Source organism: Sphingomonas sp. G-3-2-10 (assembly GCF_012927115.1).
Lineage (GTDB): Bacteria > Pseudomonadota > Alphaproteobacteria > Sphingomonadales > Sphingomonadaceae > Sphingomonas.
The window spans coordinates 3,174,074-3,192,910 of record NZ_JABBFY010000001.1; the positions used below are offsets into that span (position 1 = coordinate 3,174,074).

At 66.8% G+C, this 18,837-nt stretch carries 22 protein-coding genes and 1 riboswitch; of the genes, 12 read left to right on the forward strand and 10 right to left on the reverse strand.

Translation table 11 applies throughout. The features are described 5' to 3' along the window. Positions 1–22 precede the first annotated feature (22 nt). The 3 genes from HHL13_RS15940 (at position 23) to HHL13_RS15950 (ending at position 2,779) form a co-directional block, all read left to right on the forward strand. Complete coding sequence (locus HHL13_RS15940; RefSeq protein ID WP_169556583.1) at positions 23–298, forward strand: GNAT family N-acetyltransferase; 276 nt, start codon at positions 23–25, stop codon at positions 296–298. A 95-nt stretch (positions 299–393) separates the two neighbouring features. Then, entirely contained in the window at positions 394–1,854 is a 1,461-nt protein-coding gene (locus HHL13_RS15945; RefSeq protein ID WP_169556584.1) for an ATP-binding protein, read from the forward strand. Between the two features lie 43 nt (positions 1,855–1,897). Beyond that, complete coding sequence (locus tag HHL13_RS15950; RefSeq protein WP_169556585.1) at positions 1,898–2,779, forward strand: hypothetical protein; 882 nt, start codon at positions 1,898–1,900, stop codon at positions 2,777–2,779. Positions 2,780–2,825: 46 nt separating this feature from the next. Here HHL13_RS15950 and HHL13_RS15955 read toward each other — a convergent pair whose 3' ends face one another. The 3 genes from HHL13_RS15955 to HHL13_RS15965 form a co-directional block, all read right to left on the reverse strand. Beyond that, positions 2,826–3,803, reverse strand: coding sequence for a right-handed parallel beta-helix repeat-containing protein (locus HHL13_RS15955; RefSeq protein WP_169556586.1), 978 nt, complete (start codon positions 3,801–3,803; stop codon positions 2,826–2,828). A 92-nt stretch (positions 3,804–3,895) separates the two neighbouring features. Continuing rightward, complete coding sequence (locus HHL13_RS15960; protein ID WP_169556587.1) at positions 3,896–4,837, reverse strand: alpha/beta fold hydrolase; 942 nt, start codon at positions 4,835–4,837, stop codon at positions 3,896–3,898. A gap of 8 nt (positions 4,838–4,845) precedes the next feature. Then, positions 4,846–6,666 (reverse strand): ABC transporter ATP-binding protein/permease, encoded by a 1,821-nt coding sequence (locus HHL13_RS15965; RefSeq protein WP_169556588.1) that lies wholly within the window; start codon positions 6,664–6,666, stop codon positions 4,846–4,848. A 92-nt stretch (positions 6,667–6,758) separates the two neighbouring features. Here HHL13_RS15965 and HHL13_RS15970 point away from each other — a divergent pair, with 92 nt between their 5' ends. Beyond that, positions 6,759–6,992: a hypothetical protein gene (locus HHL13_RS15970; protein ID WP_169556589.1), complete on the forward strand. Its 234-nt coding sequence runs from the start codon at positions 6,759–6,761 to the stop codon at positions 6,990–6,992. Positions 6,993–7,081: 89 nt separating this feature from the next. Then, positions 7,082–7,474 (forward strand): hypothetical protein, encoded by a 393-nt coding sequence (locus HHL13_RS15975; RefSeq protein WP_169556590.1) that lies wholly within the window; start codon positions 7,082–7,084, stop codon positions 7,472–7,474. Between the two features lie 12 nt (positions 7,475–7,486). Here the strand turns inward: HHL13_RS15975 and HHL13_RS15980 are convergent, their stop codons facing one another. The 6 genes from HHL13_RS15980 to HHL13_RS16005 form a co-directional block, all read right to left on the reverse strand. Further along, positions 7,487–7,699 carry a hypothetical protein gene (locus HHL13_RS15980; protein WP_169556591.1) on the reverse strand — a complete coding sequence of 71 codons (213 nt, stop codon included), beginning with the start codon at positions 7,697–7,699 and terminating at the stop codon, positions 7,487–7,489. Positions 7,700–7,790: 91 nt separating this feature from the next. Further along, complete coding sequence (locus HHL13_RS15985; RefSeq protein ID WP_169556592.1) at positions 7,791–8,726, reverse strand: phytoene/squalene synthase family protein; 936 nt, start codon at positions 8,724–8,726, stop codon at positions 7,791–7,793. A 5-nt stretch (positions 8,727–8,731) separates the two neighbouring features. Beyond that, positions 8,732–9,313 carry a TIGR00730 family Rossman fold protein gene (locus HHL13_RS15990; RefSeq protein ID WP_169556593.1) on the reverse strand — a complete coding sequence of 194 codons (582 nt, stop codon included), beginning with the start codon at positions 9,311–9,313 and terminating at the stop codon, positions 8,732–8,734. Continuing rightward, positions 9,310–10,788, reverse strand: a complete 1,479-nt coding sequence (locus tag HHL13_RS15995) for a phytoene desaturase (RefSeq protein ID WP_169556594.1) — start codon at positions 10,786–10,788, stop codon at positions 9,310–9,312. Before HHL13_RS15995 ends, HHL13_RS15990 begins: the two co-directional genes overlap by 4 nt. Continuing rightward, entirely contained in the window at positions 10,785–11,948 is a 1,164-nt protein-coding gene (gene crtY / locus HHL13_RS16000; protein ID WP_169556595.1) for a lycopene beta-cyclase CrtY, read from the reverse strand. Before crtY ends, HHL13_RS15995 begins: the two co-directional genes overlap by 4 nt. A gap of 241 nt (positions 11,949–12,189) precedes the next feature. After that, positions 12,190–12,801, reverse strand: a complete 612-nt coding sequence (locus HHL13_RS16005) for a glutathione binding-like protein (RefSeq protein ID WP_169556596.1) — start codon at positions 12,799–12,801, stop codon at positions 12,190–12,192. 68 nt (positions 12,802–12,869) lie between these two features. On the opposite strand from HHL13_RS16005, the gene HHL13_RS16010 reads away from it, so the two are divergent. Then, positions 12,870–13,475 (forward strand): TetR/AcrR family transcriptional regulator, encoded by a 606-nt coding sequence (locus tag HHL13_RS16010; protein WP_169556597.1) that lies wholly within the window; start codon positions 12,870–12,872, stop codon positions 13,473–13,475. 79 nt (positions 13,476–13,554) lie between these two features. On the opposite strand, the gene HHL13_RS16015 is transcribed toward HHL13_RS16010, so the two are convergent. Beyond that, positions 13,555–13,953 (reverse strand): hypothetical protein, encoded by a 399-nt coding sequence (locus tag HHL13_RS16015; RefSeq protein ID WP_169556598.1) that lies wholly within the window; start codon positions 13,951–13,953, stop codon positions 13,555–13,557. 100 nt (positions 13,954–14,053) lie between these two features. Here HHL13_RS16015 and HHL13_RS16020 point away from each other — a divergent pair, with 100 nt between their 5' ends. The 6 genes from HHL13_RS16020 to HHL13_RS16045 all read left to right on the forward strand — a co-directional run bounded on the left by HHL13_RS16020 (position 14,054) and on the right by HHL13_RS16045 (position 18,653). Next, positions 14,054–14,644 carry a DUF2585 domain-containing protein gene (locus HHL13_RS16020; protein ID WP_169556599.1) on the forward strand — a complete coding sequence of 197 codons (591 nt, stop codon included), beginning with the start codon at positions 14,054–14,056 and terminating at the stop codon, positions 14,642–14,644. 149 nt (positions 14,645–14,793) lie between these two features. After that, on the forward strand, positions 14,794–15,564 hold the full coding sequence (locus tag HHL13_RS16025; RefSeq protein ID WP_169557012.1) for a sterol desaturase family protein: 771 nt from the start codon (positions 14,794–14,796) through the stop codon (positions 15,562–15,564). Further along, positions 15,548–15,928: a DUF2141 domain-containing protein gene (locus HHL13_RS16030; RefSeq protein WP_169556600.1), complete on the forward strand. Its 381-nt coding sequence runs from the start codon at positions 15,548–15,550 to the stop codon at positions 15,926–15,928. Before HHL13_RS16025 ends, HHL13_RS16030 begins: the two co-directional genes overlap by 17 nt. 102 nt (positions 15,929–16,030) lie before the next feature. Then, entirely contained in the window at positions 16,031–16,894 is an 864-nt protein-coding gene (locus tag HHL13_RS16035) for a MipA/OmpV family protein (RefSeq protein WP_346775574.1), read from the forward strand. A gap of 76 nt (positions 16,895–16,970) precedes the next feature. Further along, positions 16,971–17,465, forward strand: a complete 495-nt coding sequence (locus tag HHL13_RS16040; RefSeq protein WP_169556602.1) for a DUF2569 family protein — start codon at positions 16,971–16,973, stop codon at positions 17,463–17,465. Positions 17,466–17,495: 30 nt separating this feature from the next. Further along, positions 17,496–18,653 (forward strand): tetratricopeptide repeat protein, encoded by a 1,158-nt coding sequence (locus HHL13_RS16045; protein ID WP_169556603.1) that lies wholly within the window; start codon positions 17,496–17,498, stop codon positions 18,651–18,653. A 41-nt stretch (positions 18,654–18,694) separates the two neighbouring features. Continuing rightward, a riboswitch (TPP riboswitch) is annotated at positions 18,695–18,805 on the forward strand. The last annotated feature ends 32 nt before the right edge of the window (positions 18,806–18,837 follow it).

An 18,837-nucleotide genomic window follows, 5' to 3' on the forward strand; every position in this document is an offset into this window, starting at 1 on the left:
CTCGCCCGTGTTAGCCAGCCCCATGAGCAGCGAACCCGCCAACAACCCCGCCGAGAACCGCTACGAGATGCAGGTGGAAGGCCGCACCGCCTATGCCGCCTACAAACTGCATGACGCGGTGATCACCTTCACCCACACCATCGTGCCCAAGGAACTGGGCGGGCGCGGCATCGCCACGAAGCTGATCGGCTTCGCGCTGGCCGATGTCCGCGAGAAAGGGCTGAGAGTGATCCCGCAATGCCCGTTCGTGGCGGCCTATATCGAAAAGCATCCCGAGGAACGCGACCTGCTGGCGTGATCCCCCTTCCGTCACCCCGCTAATCCCCAGCTAATCGACCAACCGGGCATTTCCGGTCTTGCCCCTGCAACACCGCTTGCCCAAGGATTCCCGCGATGACGGTAAGCGTGGACATGGGGCAGGACGGATCGGGAGCGGTCGTCCCGATCGATCTCGAGGAGCTCCTCGCCACGCGCCTGCTCGTCCAGGGCAATTCGGGCTCGGGCAAGTCGCACCTGCTGCGCCGCCTGCTCGAACGCAGCGCCGGCCATGTCCAGCAGGTCGTGATCGATCCCGAAGGCGATTTCGTCACCCTCGCCGATCGCTACGGCCATGTCGTCATCGAAGCGGTCGACTATTCGGAACGCGAAGTCGCCCGCTTCGCCCAGCGCATCCGCGAGCATCGCGCCTCGGTGGTCCTCAGCCTTGAGGGCCTCGAAGCCGAAGGCCAGATGAAGTGCGCCGCCGCCTTCCTCTCGGGCCTGTTCGATGCCCCGCGCGATCACTGGTATCCCGCGCTCGTCGTGGTCGACGAAGCGCAATTGTTCGCGCCGGCGGGCGGCGGCGAAGTGGCCGAGGAAGTCCGCCGCGCCAGCCTCTCGGCGATGACCAACCTGATGTGCCGCGGCCGCAAGCGTGGCCTTGCCGGCGTCATCGCCACCCAGCGCCTCGCCAAGCTCGCCAAGAATGTCGCTGCCGAAGCGTCGAACTTCCTGATGGGCCGCACCTTTCTCGACATCGACATGGCCCGCGCCGCCGATCTGCTCGGCATGGAGCGGCGGCAGGCCGAAGCGATCCGCGACCTCGATCGCGGCGTATTCCTCGCGCTCGGCCCCGCCGTGTCGCGCCGTCCCGTCTCGATCCGCATCGGCGCGGTCGAAACCAGCGCGCGCAGCGGCAGCCCCAAGCTGGTCCCCCTGCCCAGCGCGCCGAGCGAGGATCTGAAGGACCTTCTGCTCGCGCCGGCCGAGCCGACATGGAGCCCGCCCGCGCCGCCCGCCGCTCCGGCCGCGCCCAAGCTCGCCTCGGAATCGCTGCTCGAAGCGCTCGCCGCCACGGTCCCGGCCCGCGCCGAAGCCGAGCCCGAACGCGATCCCGAGGAAGCCGCCGCTGCCGTCGCCGACGTACTTCGCGCGATCGTCGAGGATGACGAGTCCGCCTTCCGCTCGGCGTCGGTGCTGTATCAGGACTTTCTCGTCCGCTGCCGCATGGCCGGCTTCCCCCGGCCCCAGCTCGACCTGTCGGGCTTCGTCCGCCGCCTCTCGGCCGCGCGCGCGGGCATTCACGGCGAGCCCTCGGGCGAATGGGGCGAAGCGCTCGACGCCGCCCGCGCGCTGCCTGACGACATGCTGGGCCCGTTCCTGCTCGTCGCCCGCGCCGCGCGCGAAGGCCTGCCCTGCCCGAGCGATGCGGAGATCGCCGCGACCTACGGCACCAGCTCGCTCGGCCGCGCCCGCCGCCTGATCGCCTATATCGAAAGCCGCGAGCTGTTCGTGTGCCGCGTCGATCTGGCAGGCAAGCGCTCGATCACGATTCCGCGCCTCGGCTGGACGACGCAGCCCGCCGAAGCGGCCTGAGTTTCGCCGCGATCCTGCCCGTATCGCGTTTCACGATCGCGGCATGATCCGCTTCGCAGCTCTCGCCCCGCTCCTCCTCGCCGCCGACGCCGCGGCCCCGCTGACCGTCAGCGGCGATCGCATCTATGACGCGGTGATCGATGGCGTCCCCGCACGGCTCCGCATCGATCCCGGCGCGCCGTCGATGCCGGTGATCAATCCCGGCCTTGCCGCGCGGATCGGGCTGAACGGCAGCCTGATCGGCACTCGCGTCGCGATCGGACCGATCCGGCTGAGCGGCAAATCCTCGATCTCCACGCTCGATCTGGCCGGCAGCGGCCCGTTCAAGCGCCGCGCCACCTGGTTCGAAGCGAACTGGGCCGATGACGTGGATGGCGCGATCGGCCCGGGCGGGATGCCCGCCGATGTCGTCCGCTTCGATCTGCGCGCGCCGCAACCGGGCGAGCGGACCGTGTCGCTGCCGCTGCTCGACATGCGCTGGGCCGGGATGGGCGTGCGGGTGATGGTCGGCGACCGGCCGGTGACCATCCGCTTCTCGCTCGACCGCGCCGAAAGCCTCGCCACCGCCAGCGCGGGCGCGGTGATCGCCGCCAATCATCGCGGATCGTTCGACCGGCCCGCCGAAACCCGGATCGTCTATCTCGGCGTCCAGCGCCCGGTGCGCCATCTGGCGCTGGCCAGTCCGCTGACGATCGGCCCGCTGTCGATCACCGGCCTGTTCGTGCGCACCGGCGATTTCGGCAGCGCCGCGAGCATTCCCGATGGCCCCCAGCCCGAACCCGATCCCGACGAGATCGTCGTGACCGGCGGCAAGAAGGCGAAGAAAAGCGATCTCGGGCTCGTGATCGGCCGCGATCATCTCGATCGCTGCTCGTCGATCCTGTTCGACAAGCCGGCCAAGCTGCTCACGCTCAGCTGCCGTTGACGGTCGCCCGCCGCCCGCAACGGGCAGGCGGCGGGTGCCGTGTGCCTTACTTGGGTGCGATCACCGCGCTGAACGCGCCGTCGCTGGTGTTGCCGGCCACTTCGTTGGTGCCGAAGCTGTTCAGCGTCGCGCCGCCGGCGACGAGCACGCCCGTGCCGTTCTGGCCGATCGCGGTATCGCCGACCTGACCGACCACGCCGGCGCCATTGGCGACGATGCCGAAGGTCGTATTCCCCGACACGCTCGAATCGGTCACCAGCAGCTTGGCCACGGCGCCCGCCGGACCCTTGACGAGGATGCCGCTGGCATTCTGATCGATCACGCTGTTGCGGATGGTCACGCTGATCGGCGACGATGCAGCGGCCAGCGCCTCGATCCGGACACCGGCGTTCAGATTGTTGATCACCTGGGTATTGGTGATCGTCGCCTGCGCGCCAAAGCCCGATGCGGGGAAGAAGCCGATCCCACCGGTCAGGGCATTGCCGCTGCCGCCGCTTTCGCTGATCTGGACATTGTCGATGAACACCTTGGTCGAGACATTCTGCGGCTGGACATTGATGCCATAGCCGTTGCGGAAGCCGCGAATCTTGACGTTGCGGATCGTCACCGATGCCGCGTTGAGGATGTTGATGCCGTTGATGCCCGACGAACCCGTCTGGCCCAGGCCTTCGAAATCGAGGCCGCTGATCTGCACATGCGCGGTGGTCGAGTTGATGACGAACGCATTGGTCGCCGCCACCAGCACGCCGCCCTCGGTCGTGTCGCAGATGATGCTGATCGACTTGGTGATCGTCAGCGAGCCGAAGCCGCCCGGATCGAGGCAGTTGATCTCGCCGCCAGCGGCAGTCTTCGAGATGGAGCCCTGAAAGGTCTTGCACGGTGCGGTGCGGCTGCACGGATTGGCGTCGTCGCCCACGCCCGAGACCCAGGTGCGCGTCGCCTGCGCATAGGCCGGCGCGCTCAACATGCCGAAGCCGATGAACGCGGCAGTAGTCAGCGCAATGCGCTTGCTCGTGATAGCCATTTCAAAATCCCCTATTCGCGGTTCGAGTCCAGCGAACCGGGGGCGTAACTACTCCCTTAAATACGCCGCGACGAACGGAAAATAGGGGCCAGTCACCAAGCCGCGATGGTCTCGCGCAGCCACGCCTCGGTCGCTTCGGAATAGACGACCTGCAGCATGTGTCCGCCGTCGATCAGCCGGATCGTCGCGCCGGGGATCGCCGCAGCCGTATCGGTGCCGTGCAGCGCGGGCGCGAGGATCGCGTCGCCATGACCATAGAGGATCGCGACCGGCGCCTTCATCCCCGCATAGAGCGCCGCCTGCCGCGTCATTGACTCCTTCGCCATGCTCAGCTCGAACGCCGCCGACTGGAAGCCGCGCGGGCGCAGCACCAGCGCACCGCCGCCGCGCGTCGCGAAATCGGCGGGCACCGGATCGGGCGCGAACACCTGCACCGTCTTGGTCTTGCCGGTGCGCATCCCGATCGGGGTCGCGAGCGTCCAGCCGATCAGTCCGCTGATTGCCGGGGGCACGTTCATCGCCTTGAAGGCTTCGGGCGGCCGGTCGATCGGCTGGGTATAGGGCGCGATCAGTGCCAGCCCGCGCACCTTGTCGGGATGCGCCAGCCCCACCGCCAGCGCCACCGCACCGCCCATCGAATGGCCGACCAGCACCGGCCGGTCGAGCCCCAGCCGCTCGATCAGCCCGGCGACGATCTCGCCCTGCAACTGGATATCGGGGCGCGGCCGGTACACGCTCGAATGGCCCCAGCCGGGCCGGTCGATCACGATGACGCGATGGTCCTTCGCCAGTGCCTCGGCCAGATCGGCGAAGTTGCGCATCCCGCCAAGGATGCCGTGGATCATCACGATCGCCGGCGCGCCCGGCGCGCTCTCGCCCTTGTCGGTATAATGGATCCGCCCGCCCATCACCTCGGCGAACTGGCCGTCGGCGGGAACGAGCTTCTCCACGCCCTTCGCGATGAACCCGGCCCACCATGCCAGCCCGGCGATCAGCACCGCCAGCGCCACCAGCACCCACAACAAGATCGACATCGCCTCTCCTATCCGGAAGCGACATCGCCTCCCTGCTCGGCTTCCTGAGCCTGCCTTGCCCACATCTCGGCATAAAGCCCGCCAAGACGCAACAATTCCCCATGCGTCCCCTTCTCGGCGACCCGGCCGCTTTCCAGCACGACGATCTGATCGGCATGGACCACGGTCGACAGGCGATGGGCGATCACGATGGTCGTGCGTCCGCGCTCGATCGCTTCCAGCGTCGCCTGAATATCGGCCTCGGTCCGGCTGTCGAGCGCGCTGGTCGCTTCGTCGAGGATCAGGATCGGCGGATCCTTCACCAGCGTCCGCGCGATCGCCACGCGCTGCTTCTCGCCGCCCGACAGCTTCAGCCCGCGCTCGCCGACGCGCGTGTCGAACCCTTCGGGCAGCGCCTGGATGAACCCGGCGATCGCCGCCCCGCGCGCGGCATTGGCGACCTGCTCGGGCGTCGCGCCTTCGCGGCCATAGGCGATGTTGTAGCCTATGGTATCGTTGAACAGCACCGTGTCCTGCGGCACGATCCCGATCGCCGCGCGCAGGCTGCTCTGCGTCACCTGGCTGATGTCCTGCCCGTCGATCGTCACCCGTCCGCCGGTCAGGTCGTAGAAACGGTAGAGGATCCGCGCGAGCGTCGACTTGCCCGCGCCCGATGGCCCGACCACCGCCAGTGTGCTCCCCGGCGGCACGTCCAGATCGATCCCCTTGAGGATTTCGCGTTCGGGATCATAGGCGAAGTGCACGCCTTCGAACCGCACATGGCCGCTGCCGACCGCCAGCGCGGGCGCGCCGGGCGCATCCTTCACTTCGGCGTCGGTATCGATCAGGTCGAACATGCTGCCCATGTCGATCACGCCCTGCCGGATCGTGCGATAGACCATGCCGAGCAGGTCGAGCGGACGGAACAGCTGGGCAAGCAGCGTCGATACCAGCACCACATCGCCCGGCGTGAACTGGCCCGTGCTCCATCCCCACACGATCAGCGCCATGCCCGCGCCCATCATCGCATTGGTGATCAGGCTCTGCCCGATATTGAGCCACGCCAGCGAATTCTCGCTCACCGTCGCCGCGCGGGCATAGGCGGTCACGGCATCCTCGTAGCGCTTCGCTTCGCGCGCCTCCGCGTTGAAATATTTCACCGTCTCGAAATTCAGCAGCGAATCCACCGCGTGCGCCACGGCGCCGGTGTCGAGATCGTTCATCTGCTGGCGCAGCTTCGCCCGCCAGTCGGTAACCCAGCGGGTGAAGGCGATATAGACCACCACCATCGCCAGCGTGCCCGCCACCAGCCAACCGCTGAACCGCGTCCAGAAGATGCCGACGACCAGCCCCAGCTCGAGGATGGTCGGCGCGATGTTGAACAGCAGGAAATACAGCATCGTATCGATGCTCTTGGTCCCGCGCTCGACCACCTTGGTCACCGCCCCCGTGCGCCGCTCCAGATGGAAGCGCAGCGAGAGATTGTGGAGATGGCGGAACACGTCCGCCGCCAGACGCCGCGTCGCATCCTGCCCGACCCGCTCGAACACCACGTTGCGCAGATTGTCGAACACCGTGCTGCCCAACCGCGCAGCGGCATAGCCGACCACCAGCGCCACCACGAGCCACACCGCGTCGCGAGACCCCAGCGCCATCCGGTCGATCGCGCCCTGCAACGCGAACGGCGCGCCATAGACCTGCACCAGCTTCGATGCGACGACGAGCAGCATCGCGATCGCGATCCGCGCCCTCAGGCCCGGCGCATCGGCGGGCCACAGATAGGGCAGGAAGCGCTTCATGGTGGCCCAGAGCGGCCGCTCGGGTGCAGATTCAGAAGTTTGCGGAGGCATCAAGCCGCATTTGGGGCGGCTGGCGCGCGGATGCAACGCTTCGGCGGAACAGGGACCGCTTCCATCCGTTAACACTTCGAGAGGAGCGAGCGATGGACCCGGTCTATTTCGTGATGGCGATCCTGGGATGCAGCGACGATGGCATGTCGTGCCAACAGGCGCGTATCGAGCCGGTCCGCTACGAAAGCGCCGCCCAGTGCAACGCAGCGGTCGGCGGTGTCCTCCCCAAGCACACCGATCTCGATTTCCCCGTGGTCGGCGCATCGTGCCAGGCCAAGGCGGGACGCCTCGCGGACAATCGCCCTCCGGTCCGTCCCGGCAGCTGAACCGCGCGACAAACCGCACGATGCTGGCCTAACCCTTTTATTTCCGGTATCTTTCCGCCTTCGTAACGAAAACACGGAGGGGCATTCCGATGTTGAGGAAGATATTGGGCACGCTAGCGGGCATCTTGGTCGCGATGCTGGTGGTCACCGGCATGGACGCGCTCAGCCACACTCTGTTTCCGGAAAGCGTCGCGCGGTCGATGGACTATGCCGATATCGCGGCCGCGATCGCCGCCGCGCCGCTCACCGCGAAAGTGATCCTCGCCTGCGGCTGGTTTCTCGCGCCGCTGATTGGCGGGCTGGTCGCGACGCAGATTTCGAACTGGCCGCTATCGGGCTGGATCGTCGCCGGGCTGATCCTACTCGCCTGCGTCGCCAATGCGGCGCTGATTCCGGGCCTGCCGGTCTGGATGTGGGTCGCCGGGGTCGTAGCCCCGCTTCTCGCCGGGCTGATCGTGAAGGGCACGACGGGTCCGGCCTGACGCCGGAGCGGGTCAGTCGTTGGCGGGCACCGGCTCGCGCACGATCGGCAGCGCCCAGCGGATCTGGTCGCGCAGCAGCGATTCGAGATTCTCGGCGCCGGCATTGTGCGCCGCCGCGCGCTTGCGCAGCAGCGTGACCAGCAGGTCGGCGCGGGTCTGCGGCGGAGCGGGGGTTGCACGGCCGCGCGACATGGCGCGGGAAAGCTGGACCGAAAGAAGCGTCACTGGGCGATAACCTTGGGGTCGGGGGGCCTTCCCTAAAATGCCCCGCGCCGCCTTTCCGAAATCCTGCCGGACGCGGTTAACGCAGCTCAACCTATCTCGGCCGGTTCCACAATCCGTTGCGGCTGACCGGCGGATAAAGCGACTTGCGCCGCGCCGCCTGTACGAACGATCGCGCGATCCAGCCGATCTTCTCGAACGCGCTGGTCTTCACCCGGTGATCCCAGGCATGTTCGCCGCGCTCGGCCACCTTGCGCGCGATGTCGCCATAGATGCCCGCCGCCGCCAGCACCGCCCATGCCGACCGAAAGCCCAGCGCAGGTGTCCCCGCCCGCGCGCTTTCCTCATATTCGCCGGCATGGGTCGCCAGCCGCCGCGCCAGCATCGCCAGCCGCTGGCGGAAGGGCGGCTTCATATGCTGCCCCGGCGGCATATCGACTTCGACCAGCCATTCGTCGGGCAGATAGCAGCGCCCGGCGCGGTCATCCTCCTCGATATCGCGCGCGATATTGGAAAGCTGGAACGCCAGCCCGAGATCGCAGGCGCGGTCGAGCACCGCCTCGTCGTCGGGCTTCACGCCCATCACCACCGCCATCATGCAGCCGACCGCGCCGGCGACATGGTAGCAATAACGGTACAGGTCGTTCTCCGAACGCGGGTGCCAGTCCGCCGCATCGAGCGCGAACCCTTCGATCACGTCCCACACGAACCGGTGCGGAATTCCGGTCTCGGTCACCACGATCCGCAGCGCGTCGAACGCCGGATCGCCGACCCAATGCCCGTCCAATGCCGCCTGCGTCTTCTCGCGCATCACCGCCAGCCGCGCATCGGCATCCTCGACCGCCGTCATGCCGTGCCCGTGATCCTGCCCATCGGCCAGATCGTCGCACGCCCGGCACCAGGCATAGAGCAGCCACGCCCGCTCGCGCGTCTTGCGGTCGAACAGCTTGCTCGCCGCGCCAAAGCTCTTCGAGCCCCGCGCGATCGACTCGCCCGCCGTCGCGACGATCGCCGCGCGCGAGGGGAGCATCCCGCTCAGAGATCTTCCCTCTTCATATTGATGATCGGCACGATCGGCTGGGCGTTCGCCATCTTCTCCAGCAACCCGTCGAGATCGTCGTCGACCAGCAACAGCGGCTGATGCTGCGGCCGGACGAAGCCGACATTGCCCATATGCTCCCAGAACTCGACCAGCTTGTCGTAATAGCCGGCGATGTTGAGCAGCCCGATCGGATCGGTGTGATAGCCCAGCTGCGCCCAGCTCAGCGCTTCCCACAATTCGTCCATCGTTCCGGTGCCGCCGGGCAGGTTGATGAACCCGTCGCCCAGCTCGACGAAGCGCGCCTTGCGCTCGTGCATCGTGTTGACGATTTCGAGGCTGGTCAGCCCCTGATGCGCCACTTCGGCATTGACCAGCGAGGTCGGGATGATCCCGATCACTTCGCCCCCGGCCTCCAGCGCGGCATCGGCCACCGCGCCCATCAGCCCCAGCTTGCCGCCGCCATAGACCAGCCCCAGCCCGCGCTTGGCGAGGCCATGCCCCACCATCCGCGCAGCTTCGATATAGACGGGGTCTGCCGGGGTCGCCGACCCGCAATAGACTGCGATGCGCTTCACTTTAATTCTCCAAGCATCAAATCGGCCGTCGCCTTGGCGCTGCCGACCACGCCGGGAATACCGGCGCCGGGATGCGTTCCCGCACCCACGAAATACAGGTTCGAGATCGCGTCGTCGCGATTGTGCGTCCGGAACCACGCGCTCTGGGTCAGGATCGGCTCGAGGCTGAAGGCCGAGCCGAGATGCGCGTTGAGCTCGCTCTTGAAATCGGGCGGCGCGAAGCTGAACTGCGTCACGATCCGCTCGCGGATATCGGGCGCCACCCGCTTGGCCAGCACGTCGAGGATGCGCTGCTCCAGCACCGGCGCGACCTGGTTCCAGTCCGCGGGGAACTTGCCCAGATGCGGCACCGGCACCAGCGCGTACATCGTCGAATGCCCCTCGGGCGCCATCGCCGGATCGGTCGCGGTCGGATGGTGGAGATAGATCGAGAAATCCTCGCTCAACACGCCGGAATCGTAAATATCCTCGAGCAGCCCCTTGTAGCGCGGCCCGAACAGGATCGAATGGTGCGGAATGTCGGGGAAGCTCCCCTTCAGCCCCAGGTGCAGCACGAACAAGGAGGGCGAGAAGCGCTTGCGCTCGACCTTCGCCGCGGTCCGTTGCGCGCTGCGCGATCCCTTCAGCAGGTCGCGATAGCTGTGGACCACATCGGCGTTGCTCGCCACCGCATCGGCTTCATACACCGCGCCGCTCTTCGTCCGCACGCCCGTCACCCGGTCGCCCAGCGTATCGATCGCGGTCACCGGATCGCCCAGCTTCACCACGCCGCCCAGCCGCTCGAACAGCGCGACCATGCCTGCGATCAGCCGGTTGGTGCCGCCCATCGCCCACCACACGCCGCCATCGCGCTCCAGCTTGTGGATCAGCGCATAGATGGCCGAGGATTTCATCGGATTGCCGCCGATCAGCAGCGTGTGAAAGCTCAGCGCCTCGCGCAGCTTCTCGTTCTTCACGTAACTGGACACGATCGAATAGACCGATCGCCACGCCTGGTTGCGCACCAGCGCCGGCGCGGCCTTCACCATCGACATGAAGTCGAGGAACGCCACCTGCCCCAGCTTGACATAGCCGTCCTCATAGACGCCCGCCGAATAGCCGAGGAAGCGGCGATAGCCCTCGATATCGTGCGGCGCGAGCCGCGCCAGTTCGCCGCGCAGCTTCACATCGTCGTTGGTGTAATCGAACACCGTCCCGTCCGGCCAGCTGAGGCGATAGAAGGGCGAAACCGGCACCAGCTTCACATCCTCGCCGATGTCGCGGCCCGACAGACGCCACAGCTCGCGCAGCGTATCCGGCGCGGTGATCACCGTCGGCCCGGCATCGAAGGTGAAGCCGTCGCGCTCCCAATAGTATCCGCGCCCGCCCGGCTTGTCCCGGCCCTCGATCAGCACGGTATCGACGCCCGCCGATTGCAGCCGGATCGCGAGCGCCAGCCCGCCGAATCCCGCACCGATGACAATCGCACGCCTCACTTCGCATTCCTTCGTATCGCTGCGACCGCGCGGCCGATCGGCACCGGCGGTTTTCCGCTCAATACGCGCAGCCGGTCGAAATGGGTCGACTGTCCCGCATAGAATCGCGCGATCAGCTTCGGGTCGAGCCTATAGAAGCGTTCGAGCACGCGATAGCGCTGATCCGGCTCGGCCGCGTGAAACAGCATCGCCGCCAGCATCCGGTAGAATCCGCGCGCCTTCCACGTCCGCTTCGCATGGCGATAGAGCAGGTCGTGCAGCGCGTTGCCGCTCAGGTCCCCGGCCTTCGCCACCAAAGCCGCAGTGCGCACCGCGTCGGGCAGCGAGTAGCTGGTCAGCGGGTGGAACAGCCCGGCGCGAATCCCCGCCTTGGCCACCTTGTTGCCGCCCGATTGCCAATAGGCGTCGAAATCGCCGCCCAACACCACTGCGATCGACCCGGCTTCCTCGCGCTGCACCCGCTCGACCTGCCAGCCGCGCGCCGCGACATAATCGTCGATCCGCCCTTTCATCGCTTCGATGTCGGGCACATGATCGTCGCTGTAATAGGTATCCTCGAGGAACAGCCGCGTCGCGGCAAAGGGCAGCGCGTACATGAAGCGATAGCCGTCGATCTGCTCGACGGTCGCATCCATCACCATCGGCCGGGCGACGTCGTGCGCCTCGTGCAGCCGGAATTCGCGGCCAAGGAATTTCTGCCAGCCCAACTCCAGCAGCCCCAGATCCGCCGGCCCCCGGCAATCGATCACCCCCCCGGCCTCGACCCGGTCGCCATCCGCCAGCACCACCGCCTTGCTGCTCGCCGCCAGCACCTTGCGCTTCGTCATCAGCGCTTCGGGCGGCAGCGTCTCGCGCATCACCGCGTCGAGCCGCTCGGACTCGATCGAATAATAGGGCGAACGCAGCGTCCGCTCGTGCGCGGGAAAGGCCACGTCGTACTGCGACCAGCCATAGGAGACGAGCGGCGCGACCAGCCAGCGGTCCGCCGCCGACACGTCGCTGCCGAAGAACGACCAGAGATGATTGCCCCCGATCCGCGGCCCGCCTTCGATCACCCGCACGGTGCAATCGGGCCGCTTCTTCGCCAGCCCCAGCGCGATCAGCGCGCCCGCGAGTCCACCGCCTACGATCGCAACGTCGCAATGGTGAATGGATGGCATGTCAAGCGACTAGCGCAACGATTCGTCGCTGACAAATGCCCCCTCCGACACGAGTGCCGGAGGGGCAGGGTGGTGGGAGGGAGGCGTGATGCGGCCCCACTCCACTTCCAATTCAAAATCGTTCGTCACCCCGGCCTTGTGCCGGAGCTCACCAGGCATCTTGGGCAGCCCTCAGGCTTCTTGCCCGTCCCATGCCTCCCGGTGGATCCCGGCACTTAGGCCGGGATGACGGTGGCCTTCGTTACGCCGCCTTCAGCAGCGGCCATTCCTGCGCCATCGCCCGCGCCACCGAGGGGCGGCTGCGCAGCTTCGCGCGATAGGCTTTCAGCGCGGGATAGTCGGCGATCGCCACTCCGGCATGTTCACACCAGTTGAGCACCGCGAGCAGATAGGCATCGGCCACGGTGAAGTGATCCTCGAGGAACTCGCGGCCCGCCAGCTGCCGCTCCAGCACGCCGAGCGGCTTGCCCGCCCGCGCCTTCGCCGCCTCGCGCTCGGCGTCGCTCGCATAGCCCAGCAGCGGCATGAACACCGCCTTGTGCAGCTCGGTCGACACGAAGTTCAGCCATGCCAGCATGCGGTAATGCGCGTCGGAGAAATTGGTGAAGGACAGCGCGCCTTCGGGCGCCAGCTCGGCGATATAGGTCAGCACCGCCGGCCCCTCGCTCAGCACGAACCCGCCCGGCGTTTCGATCGCGGGCACATAGCCCATCGGGCTCAGCGCAGTGAAATGGCGTCCGTCGGGCAAGCGGCCATCGGCGGGCACTTCGATGAATTCGGCGTCGAGCTCGGCTTCCTCCAGCGCGATCCGCGCGGCCAGCGAGCAGGCGAAGGGCTTGAAATACAACTTCACAGCACGCGACTCCCTCACACTTGATTTTTATACAATCCCGCATAGAAATAAGAGCGTCAAGGAATTTTATGCAGAATCGCACAGAAATATCGAAAAAGCCGCGCGGCCGTCCGCGCGCCTTCGATCGCGACGAAGCGTTGCAGGCAGCGGCATCGCGGTTCCGCACCCGTGGGTTTTCAGGGACGTCGCTCGACGAATTGTCGCAGGCGACCGGCGTCAACCGCCCCAGCCTCGCCGCGGCGTTCGGCGACAAGCGCGACATGTACCTGGCCTCCCTCGAACGCACCTATGCATGGCTCGAACAGAGTTTCGCCGGGCTGATCGACGCGAAATTGCCCTTGCGCGAGACGCTCGAACGCATGTTCCGCTACACGATCAACGTCTATCTCGGCGGCGAGGAAGGCCCCTCGGGCTGCATCGCGCTCAACACCGCCGTGGTCGAAGCCGTGGTCGATCCCGAGATCCGCGCGATGCTCGCCCGCGTCCTCGATCTCGAAGACCGCGCGATCGGCGCGCTGATGGTCCAGGCCGGCAGCCCCACCCCACAAGCCCATGCCCATCTGGTCACCTCGGTCATCCAGGCGCTGAGCATCCGCGCCCGCACCGGCCGCCCGCGCGAAGAGATGGAAGCGATCGCGGCAAGCTGCGTCGATCTGGTGGCGGGTCCGAGATAACCTCCCTTCGCCGATTTTACGGGGAAGGAAGCGGAACGGTTCGGCGACCTGCCCTTCGCACGTCACTCGCGGGATGCGGTCAGTTCACCACGGGCCATTTTGCACTCCAGCTGACCTCCGCACAGCGCCGTTGCTCGCAGAGGCCGCTGCTGGTCACTTGCCGTCGAACCCAATCGGAGCGGGTGCGCGAGACACCAGGCTCGAATGCAACAAAGAGGCGGTCAGCTTCCGGCGATAACGCCGAAAACTGACGGATATAGTCTTTCAACACCGCCTCGCTGACAGGTACTTCATTCCAAAAGAGATTACCTTCGCGCGATACTCTCAGAGAAAAGCCGCCGGTAACCTCGATAGAATTTTCGAACGGAAGGCGCGCGGTTTCGTCTTTCCGTTCCAGGTTGAGGCCGTGGTCGACGGTGCGAGTCTGATCACAGGCGCAAAGTCCCACCGCAGCAAAAAGGGCGACAAGTCTCGTCATGTCGATACGATAAGCTGCCAGCCGTCAGGTTTACAGGCGTTTGCGCGATGGATCGCAATCGCCCACTCCCGCGAAGGCGGGAGGTGGCTATACACAGCCGATGACTTCCCTCCGTCAGCCGCTCCGTATCCCACGCCCCGCCCTCTACGCTGCGCTGGCGCTCGCCGCCATCTTCGCAGTCGTCCTCATCCTCATGCAGCGCCCGCCGATCTGCGCGTGCGGCACGGTCAAGCTCTGGCACGGCGTCGTCCATAGCAGCGAGAACAGCCAGCATCTCGCCGACTGGTACACCTTCAGCCACATCATCCACGGCTTCATCTTCTACGCCGCCGCACATTTCTGGCTGAAGGGCGATGCGCGACGATGGGCCTTTCCCGCCGCGGTGCTGACCGAAGGCGCGTGGGAAGTGCTGGAGAACTCCCCGATCATCATCAACCGCTATCGCGAAGCGACGATGGCACTGGGCTATTCGGGGGACAGCATCGTCAATTCTATGGCCGATATCGGCTGGATGAGCTTCGGCTTCTGGCTCGCCACGCGCCTTTCCGCGCGCGTCACCATCGGCATCGCCATCGCGTTCGAACTGATGACACTGATCCTGATCCGCGACAATCTGACGCTCAACGTGCTAATGCTCGTCTGGCCGGTCGAAGCGATCAAGGTGTGGCAGGGCGCGGCCCTGTTGAGCTGACCGCTTCGTCACGCTCCCACCCGTCATCCCGGACTTGTTCGGTGCATATCCCTTTCGACCAGGTGGTCGTTTTCGTGCGCGAGAGGGATAAACGCGAACAAGTCCGGGGTGACGGTCGCAGATGCAGGGGCTAGAGCAACCCGGTGAGCATCGCCCTCGCCATCCTCCTTTCCGCCATCGCGATGACGCTGATCGTCGGGGTGCGCTATCTGATTGTCAGCGGCGCGTTCGATCTCGCCACCCGCGCGCGCGTTCCCGGCCTTTATCGCGGCCTAGCGCCGCAGATCCGCAAGGAGATCGGATGGAGCCTCGCCAGCGCCGCGATCTACGGCGTGCCCGCGGGCTTGGTCGCCTGGGGCTGGCAGAATCGCGGCTGGACGCTGATCTACACCGACGCTTCGGCATATCCGCTCTGGTATCTGCCGCTGTCGGTGCTGCTCTATCTCTTCGCGCACGATACCTGGTTCTACTGGACGCATCGCTGGATGCACCGGCCGGCGCTGTTCCGCGTCGCGCATGCCGTCCATCACGCCAGCCGTCCGCCGACGGCATGGGCAGCGATGAGCTTCCACCCCTGGGAAGCAATCACCGGCGCTGTGGTAATTCCGCTACTGGTCTTCGCGATTCCGATCCATGTCGCCGCACTCGGGCTGGTCCTCACGATCATGACGGTTATGGGTGTGACCAATCATATGGGCTGGGAGCTGTTCCCGCGCTTCATGTGGCGGGGGGTGTTGGGGGGCTGGCTGATCACGGCGAGCCACCATCAGCGGCACCATGACGAGTACAGGTGCAACTATGGCCTCTATTTCCGTTTCTGGGACCGCATCTGCGGCACGGATCGCGGCATCGGCAGCTTCCAGGGCCGCGCTTCTGGGCGCCGCACTGCTCCTGCTACCCGGGATGGCCCCGGGGCATAGCGGCAGCCTGCAGGTCGAGATCGTCAAGCTGCGCTCGAACAAGGGTATCATCCGCCTCTGCCTGACCACCGATCCGAAGAACTTCCCCGACTGCAAGGGCGCCAATGCGGTCAAGCACAGCGTTCCCGCCACCACGACGCGCATCAATTTCGAAGGGCTGCCGCCCGGCACCTATGGCCTAGCCGTCATCCATGACGAGAACGGCAATTCGAAGCTCGACACCGTGCTGGGGATGCCCAAGGAAGGCTTCGGCTTCTCGAACAACCCCGGCATCGGCTTCGGCCCGCCCAAGTTCAAATCGACCAGCTTCACGGTCGGCGCCACCGTGGAGCATCAGCAGGTCCGCATGAAATATCTGCTCTAGGGCATGGCGGCGGGGCTGCGTTCGTTACCGGTTGTAATCGCCCGGGGAGCCAATAGACCTGAGCGGCGTTTCGCAGTTGCAATATCCCGTCGGAGGCCGCCAGTGTCGTATCGCGCCGCGTTCCTGTTCCCCCTGCTGCTCGCCACCCCCGCCTTCGCGCAGGACGACGCCACACCCGCTCCGGCGCCGCTGATCGATCCCGCCAAGCTCGAAGGCGATTCGCTGCGCATCGGCGCGGCGGTGGGCTTCACCCCAAGCTATGACGGGTCCGACGATCTGGTGCTCACCGCCGTGCCCGGCATCCAGGGCCGCGTCTCGGGCATCAACTTCGCGCTGCGCGGCAACCGCCTCTGGGCCGATGTCATTCCCACCAGCGGCGGCCCCGGCTGGGACGTCCAGCTCGGCCCGATCGTCAGCCTCAACTTCAACCGCAAATATCGCGGCACGGTCACCGATCCGCAGGTCCGCCGCCTGCCCCTGCGCAACATCGCGGTCGAAGTCGGCGGGTTCGTCGGGATCGGCAAGCAGGGCGTGATCACCAGCGACTATGACAAGCTCAGCGTCAGCGTCGCCTATACCTATGACATCAACGGCGTGCACAGCAGCCAGTCGATCACCCCCGCGATCGATTACGGCACGCCGCTCAGCACAAAGGCCTATGTCGGCTTCAATCTCCAGGCCAATTACGAGGGCCAGGGCTTTGCCGACGCCTATTTCACCGTCACGCCCGCAGACAGCATCGCCAGCGGCCTGCCCGCCTATCGCGCACGCAAGGGGTGGAAGGACTGGACGCTCAGCGCCTTCGGCCTCCACGCGCTGACCGGCGACCTGACCGGCGGCCTCTCGCTGATGGTCGCGGGCTCGTACCGCCGGATGCTCAACGATTTCGCCGAGACGCCGATCGTCAGCATCGCCGGATCGCGCAATCAGTGGACCGGCATGGCGGGCCTCGCCTACGCCTTCTGACGACGCCGTTCCCCTGCCCGTGAGTCCCCGCTAGGGTTTACGGTTCAGCTTGCTGAACCAAAAAGGGGGGATTAGGATGGCGTATACGGATGGCCCGCGCGGGGTCGGCGGATGGCTGGCCTTCTTCCTCCTGACGCTGGCCGTGTTCGGGCCTCTGCTCGAGATCGCCGGCATCGTCGCACAGCTGACCAACCCCGACATCGCCCGCGCCTATGGCGCCCGCTGGCCTGCGGTCCGCACCAGCGCCGTCGCGCTGTCCGCCGCCGGCATCCTGATCGGCTGGTTCATCGTCGGCCGGTTCCTGCTGGTCCGCAACTGGCGGACGGTGCGAATCGGCGTCGCCGGCCTGTGGCTGCTGTGCGCGCTCAGCATCCTCGTCGCGCCGCTGCTGGTCTCGCTGTTCGGCAACATCCCGTTCCGCGCGCTGGTCAGTCAGATGATCCCCGCGCTGATCCGTCCGATCCTCTACAGCGCGATCTGGACCGCCTATCTGCTCCGCTCCCGCCGCGTCGCGAACACCTATGGCGATCCCGACGCCGACCAGGCCGAGCTGGCGCGCGTGTTCCGCTGATCCCGCCGGCAATCTCCCAAAAGGACTCCCATGAAATATCTCGCCGCCGCCGCCGCGCTCGCCTGGGCCGGGCCCGCTCTTTCGCAGACCGCGCCGCTATCCGCCGACGTGCCTTCGGCCGCGCGCATGAGCCCCGAGCTTCTCGCCGCGACCGAACGCGAAGCCGGGCCCGTGCTGGTCGCGCTGGAGAAGCTCGGCGGGGGCAAGGGCGCGCGGGATACCGCCGGCGGCCTTCGCCTGCTGCGCGAAGAAGCCGGGAAGAACAACGAACTGGCGACGATATTGCTCGGCGCCATCTATGGCGACGGCGCCTATGGCGTCCCGCGCGACTCGGCGGAGAACATCCGCTGGTATCGCCGACTGTTCGACGGCGCCCGTCCGGGTTCGCCCTGGCGCGGCGGGGCGGCGGCGGCGCTGGGCACTTACTACATGCGCGGCGAAGGCGTCGCCCGGGACGATGCCGAAGCGGCGCGCCTGCTCAAGATCGCGGCCGAGGCCGGGGACAAGGAAGGAATGACCTGGTACGGCATCGTCCTCGCCAGCGGGCGCGGCGTGCCGCTCGATCACGCCGCCGCCGTCCGCTGGCTGACTCCGCCCGCCGAGGGCGGGGACCGGGCGGCGATGACCATGCTCGGCTTCCTGTACGAGCGCGGCGACGGCGTGCCCCGCGATCCGGCGCGCGCGCTCCAGCTTCACCGTGCCGCCGCCGACAAGGGCAGCAACCTGTCGGCCACGCGCGCCGCGCTGCTTCTGCTGACCGGCACGGACCAGGATCCGAAGCTGGCCTTCCATTATGCCGGGATCGCCGCGGCGGGCGGCGAAAGCGATGCGATGGCGATCTTCGGCGTGATGCACCTGAACGGCATCGGCACGCCGGTGAACCATGAGGAAGCGGTGCGCTGGCTGCGCCCGGCGGCGGAAAAGGGCGACGCAGCCGCCATGCTCGAGCTGGTCTATGCCTTCGCGCGGAGCCAGGGCAAGGCGGTGCCGCAGGCGGAAGCCTATGTCTGGCTGCAAAAGTCGGCCGATCTGGGCAATCCGCAGGCCATGTTCCTGCTCGCCGGATCGATCGAGCGCGGCTTCGTCCCGGGCACCCGTGACGACGCGATCGGCTGGTATCGCAAGGCCGCTGCCAAGGGCGACACGAAAGCCGTGGATGCGCTCAAGCGGCTCGGTGTCGCGCCCTGACGCGCTTGACCCTTCCCCCGCGCCGCCTTCGCGGCTAACAAGGGCCATCCCCGGGGGACCGCTGACGCGCGGTTGAGAGGGAGGCAGCAGCCTTCGACCCGCTGAACCTGATCCGGCTGACACCGGCGTAGGGAGTGGGCGTGGCTTCATCCGAGGTCCGTTTTCTCCCGCGATGATTGGAGAA

Excerpts from the sequence above, each read along its gene's own strand:
- HHL13_RS15970 (WP_169556589.1), top strand. The coding sequence starts at position 6,759 with ATGGACCCGGTCTATTTCGTGATGGCGATCCTGGGATGCAGCGACGAT.
- HHL13_RS15960 (WP_169556587.1), bottom strand. The coding sequence starts at position 4,837 with ATGTCGATCTTGTTGTGGGTGCTGGTGGCGCTGGCGGTGCTGATCGCC.
- HHL13_RS16020 (WP_169556599.1), top strand. The coding sequence starts at position 14,054 with ATGACTTCCCTCCGTCAGCCGCTCCGTATCCCACGCCCCGCCCTCTAC.
- HHL13_RS16015 (WP_169556598.1), bottom strand. The coding sequence starts at position 13,953 with ATGACGAGACTTGTCGCCCTTTTTGCTGCGGTGGGACTTTGCGCCTGT.
- HHL13_RS15975 (WP_169556590.1), top strand. The coding sequence starts at position 7,082 with ATGTTGAGGAAGATATTGGGCACGCTAGCGGGCATCTTGGTCGCGATG.
- crtY (WP_169556595.1), bottom strand. The coding sequence starts at position 11,948 with ATGCCATCCATTCACCATTGCGACGTTGCGATCGTAGGCGGTGGACTC.
- HHL13_RS15965 (WP_169556588.1), bottom strand. The coding sequence starts at position 6,666 with ATGCCTCCGCAAACTTCTGAATCTGCACCCGAGCGGCCGCTCTGGGCC.
- HHL13_RS16030 (WP_169556600.1), top strand. The coding sequence starts at position 15,548 with ATGGCCCCGGGGCATAGCGGCAGCCTGCAGGTCGAGATCGTCAAGCTG.
- HHL13_RS16040 (WP_169556602.1), top strand. The coding sequence starts at position 16,971 with ATGGCGTATACGGATGGCCCGCGCGGGGTCGGCGGATGGCTGGCCTTC.
- HHL13_RS15985 (WP_169556592.1), bottom strand. The coding sequence starts at position 8,726 with ATGCTCCCCTCGCGCGCGGCGATCGTCGCGACGGCGGGCGAGTCGATC.
- HHL13_RS16045 (WP_169556603.1), top strand. The coding sequence starts at position 17,496 with ATGAAATATCTCGCCGCCGCCGCCGCGCTCGCCTGGGCCGGGCCCGCT.
- HHL13_RS15945 (WP_169556584.1), top strand. The coding sequence starts at position 394 with ATGACGGTAAGCGTGGACATGGGGCAGGACGGATCGGGAGCGGTCGTC.
- HHL13_RS15950 (WP_169556585.1), top strand. The coding sequence starts at position 1,898 with ATGATCCGCTTCGCAGCTCTCGCCCCGCTCCTCCTCGCCGCCGACGCC.
- HHL13_RS16010 (WP_169556597.1), top strand. The coding sequence starts at position 12,870 with ATGCAGAATCGCACAGAAATATCGAAAAAGCCGCGCGGCCGTCCGCGC.
- HHL13_RS15955 (WP_169556586.1), bottom strand. The coding sequence starts at position 3,803 with ATGGCTATCACGAGCAAGCGCATTGCGCTGACTACTGCCGCGTTCATC.
- HHL13_RS15940 (WP_169556583.1), top strand. The coding sequence starts at position 23 with ATGAGCAGCGAACCCGCCAACAACCCCGCCGAGAACCGCTACGAGATG.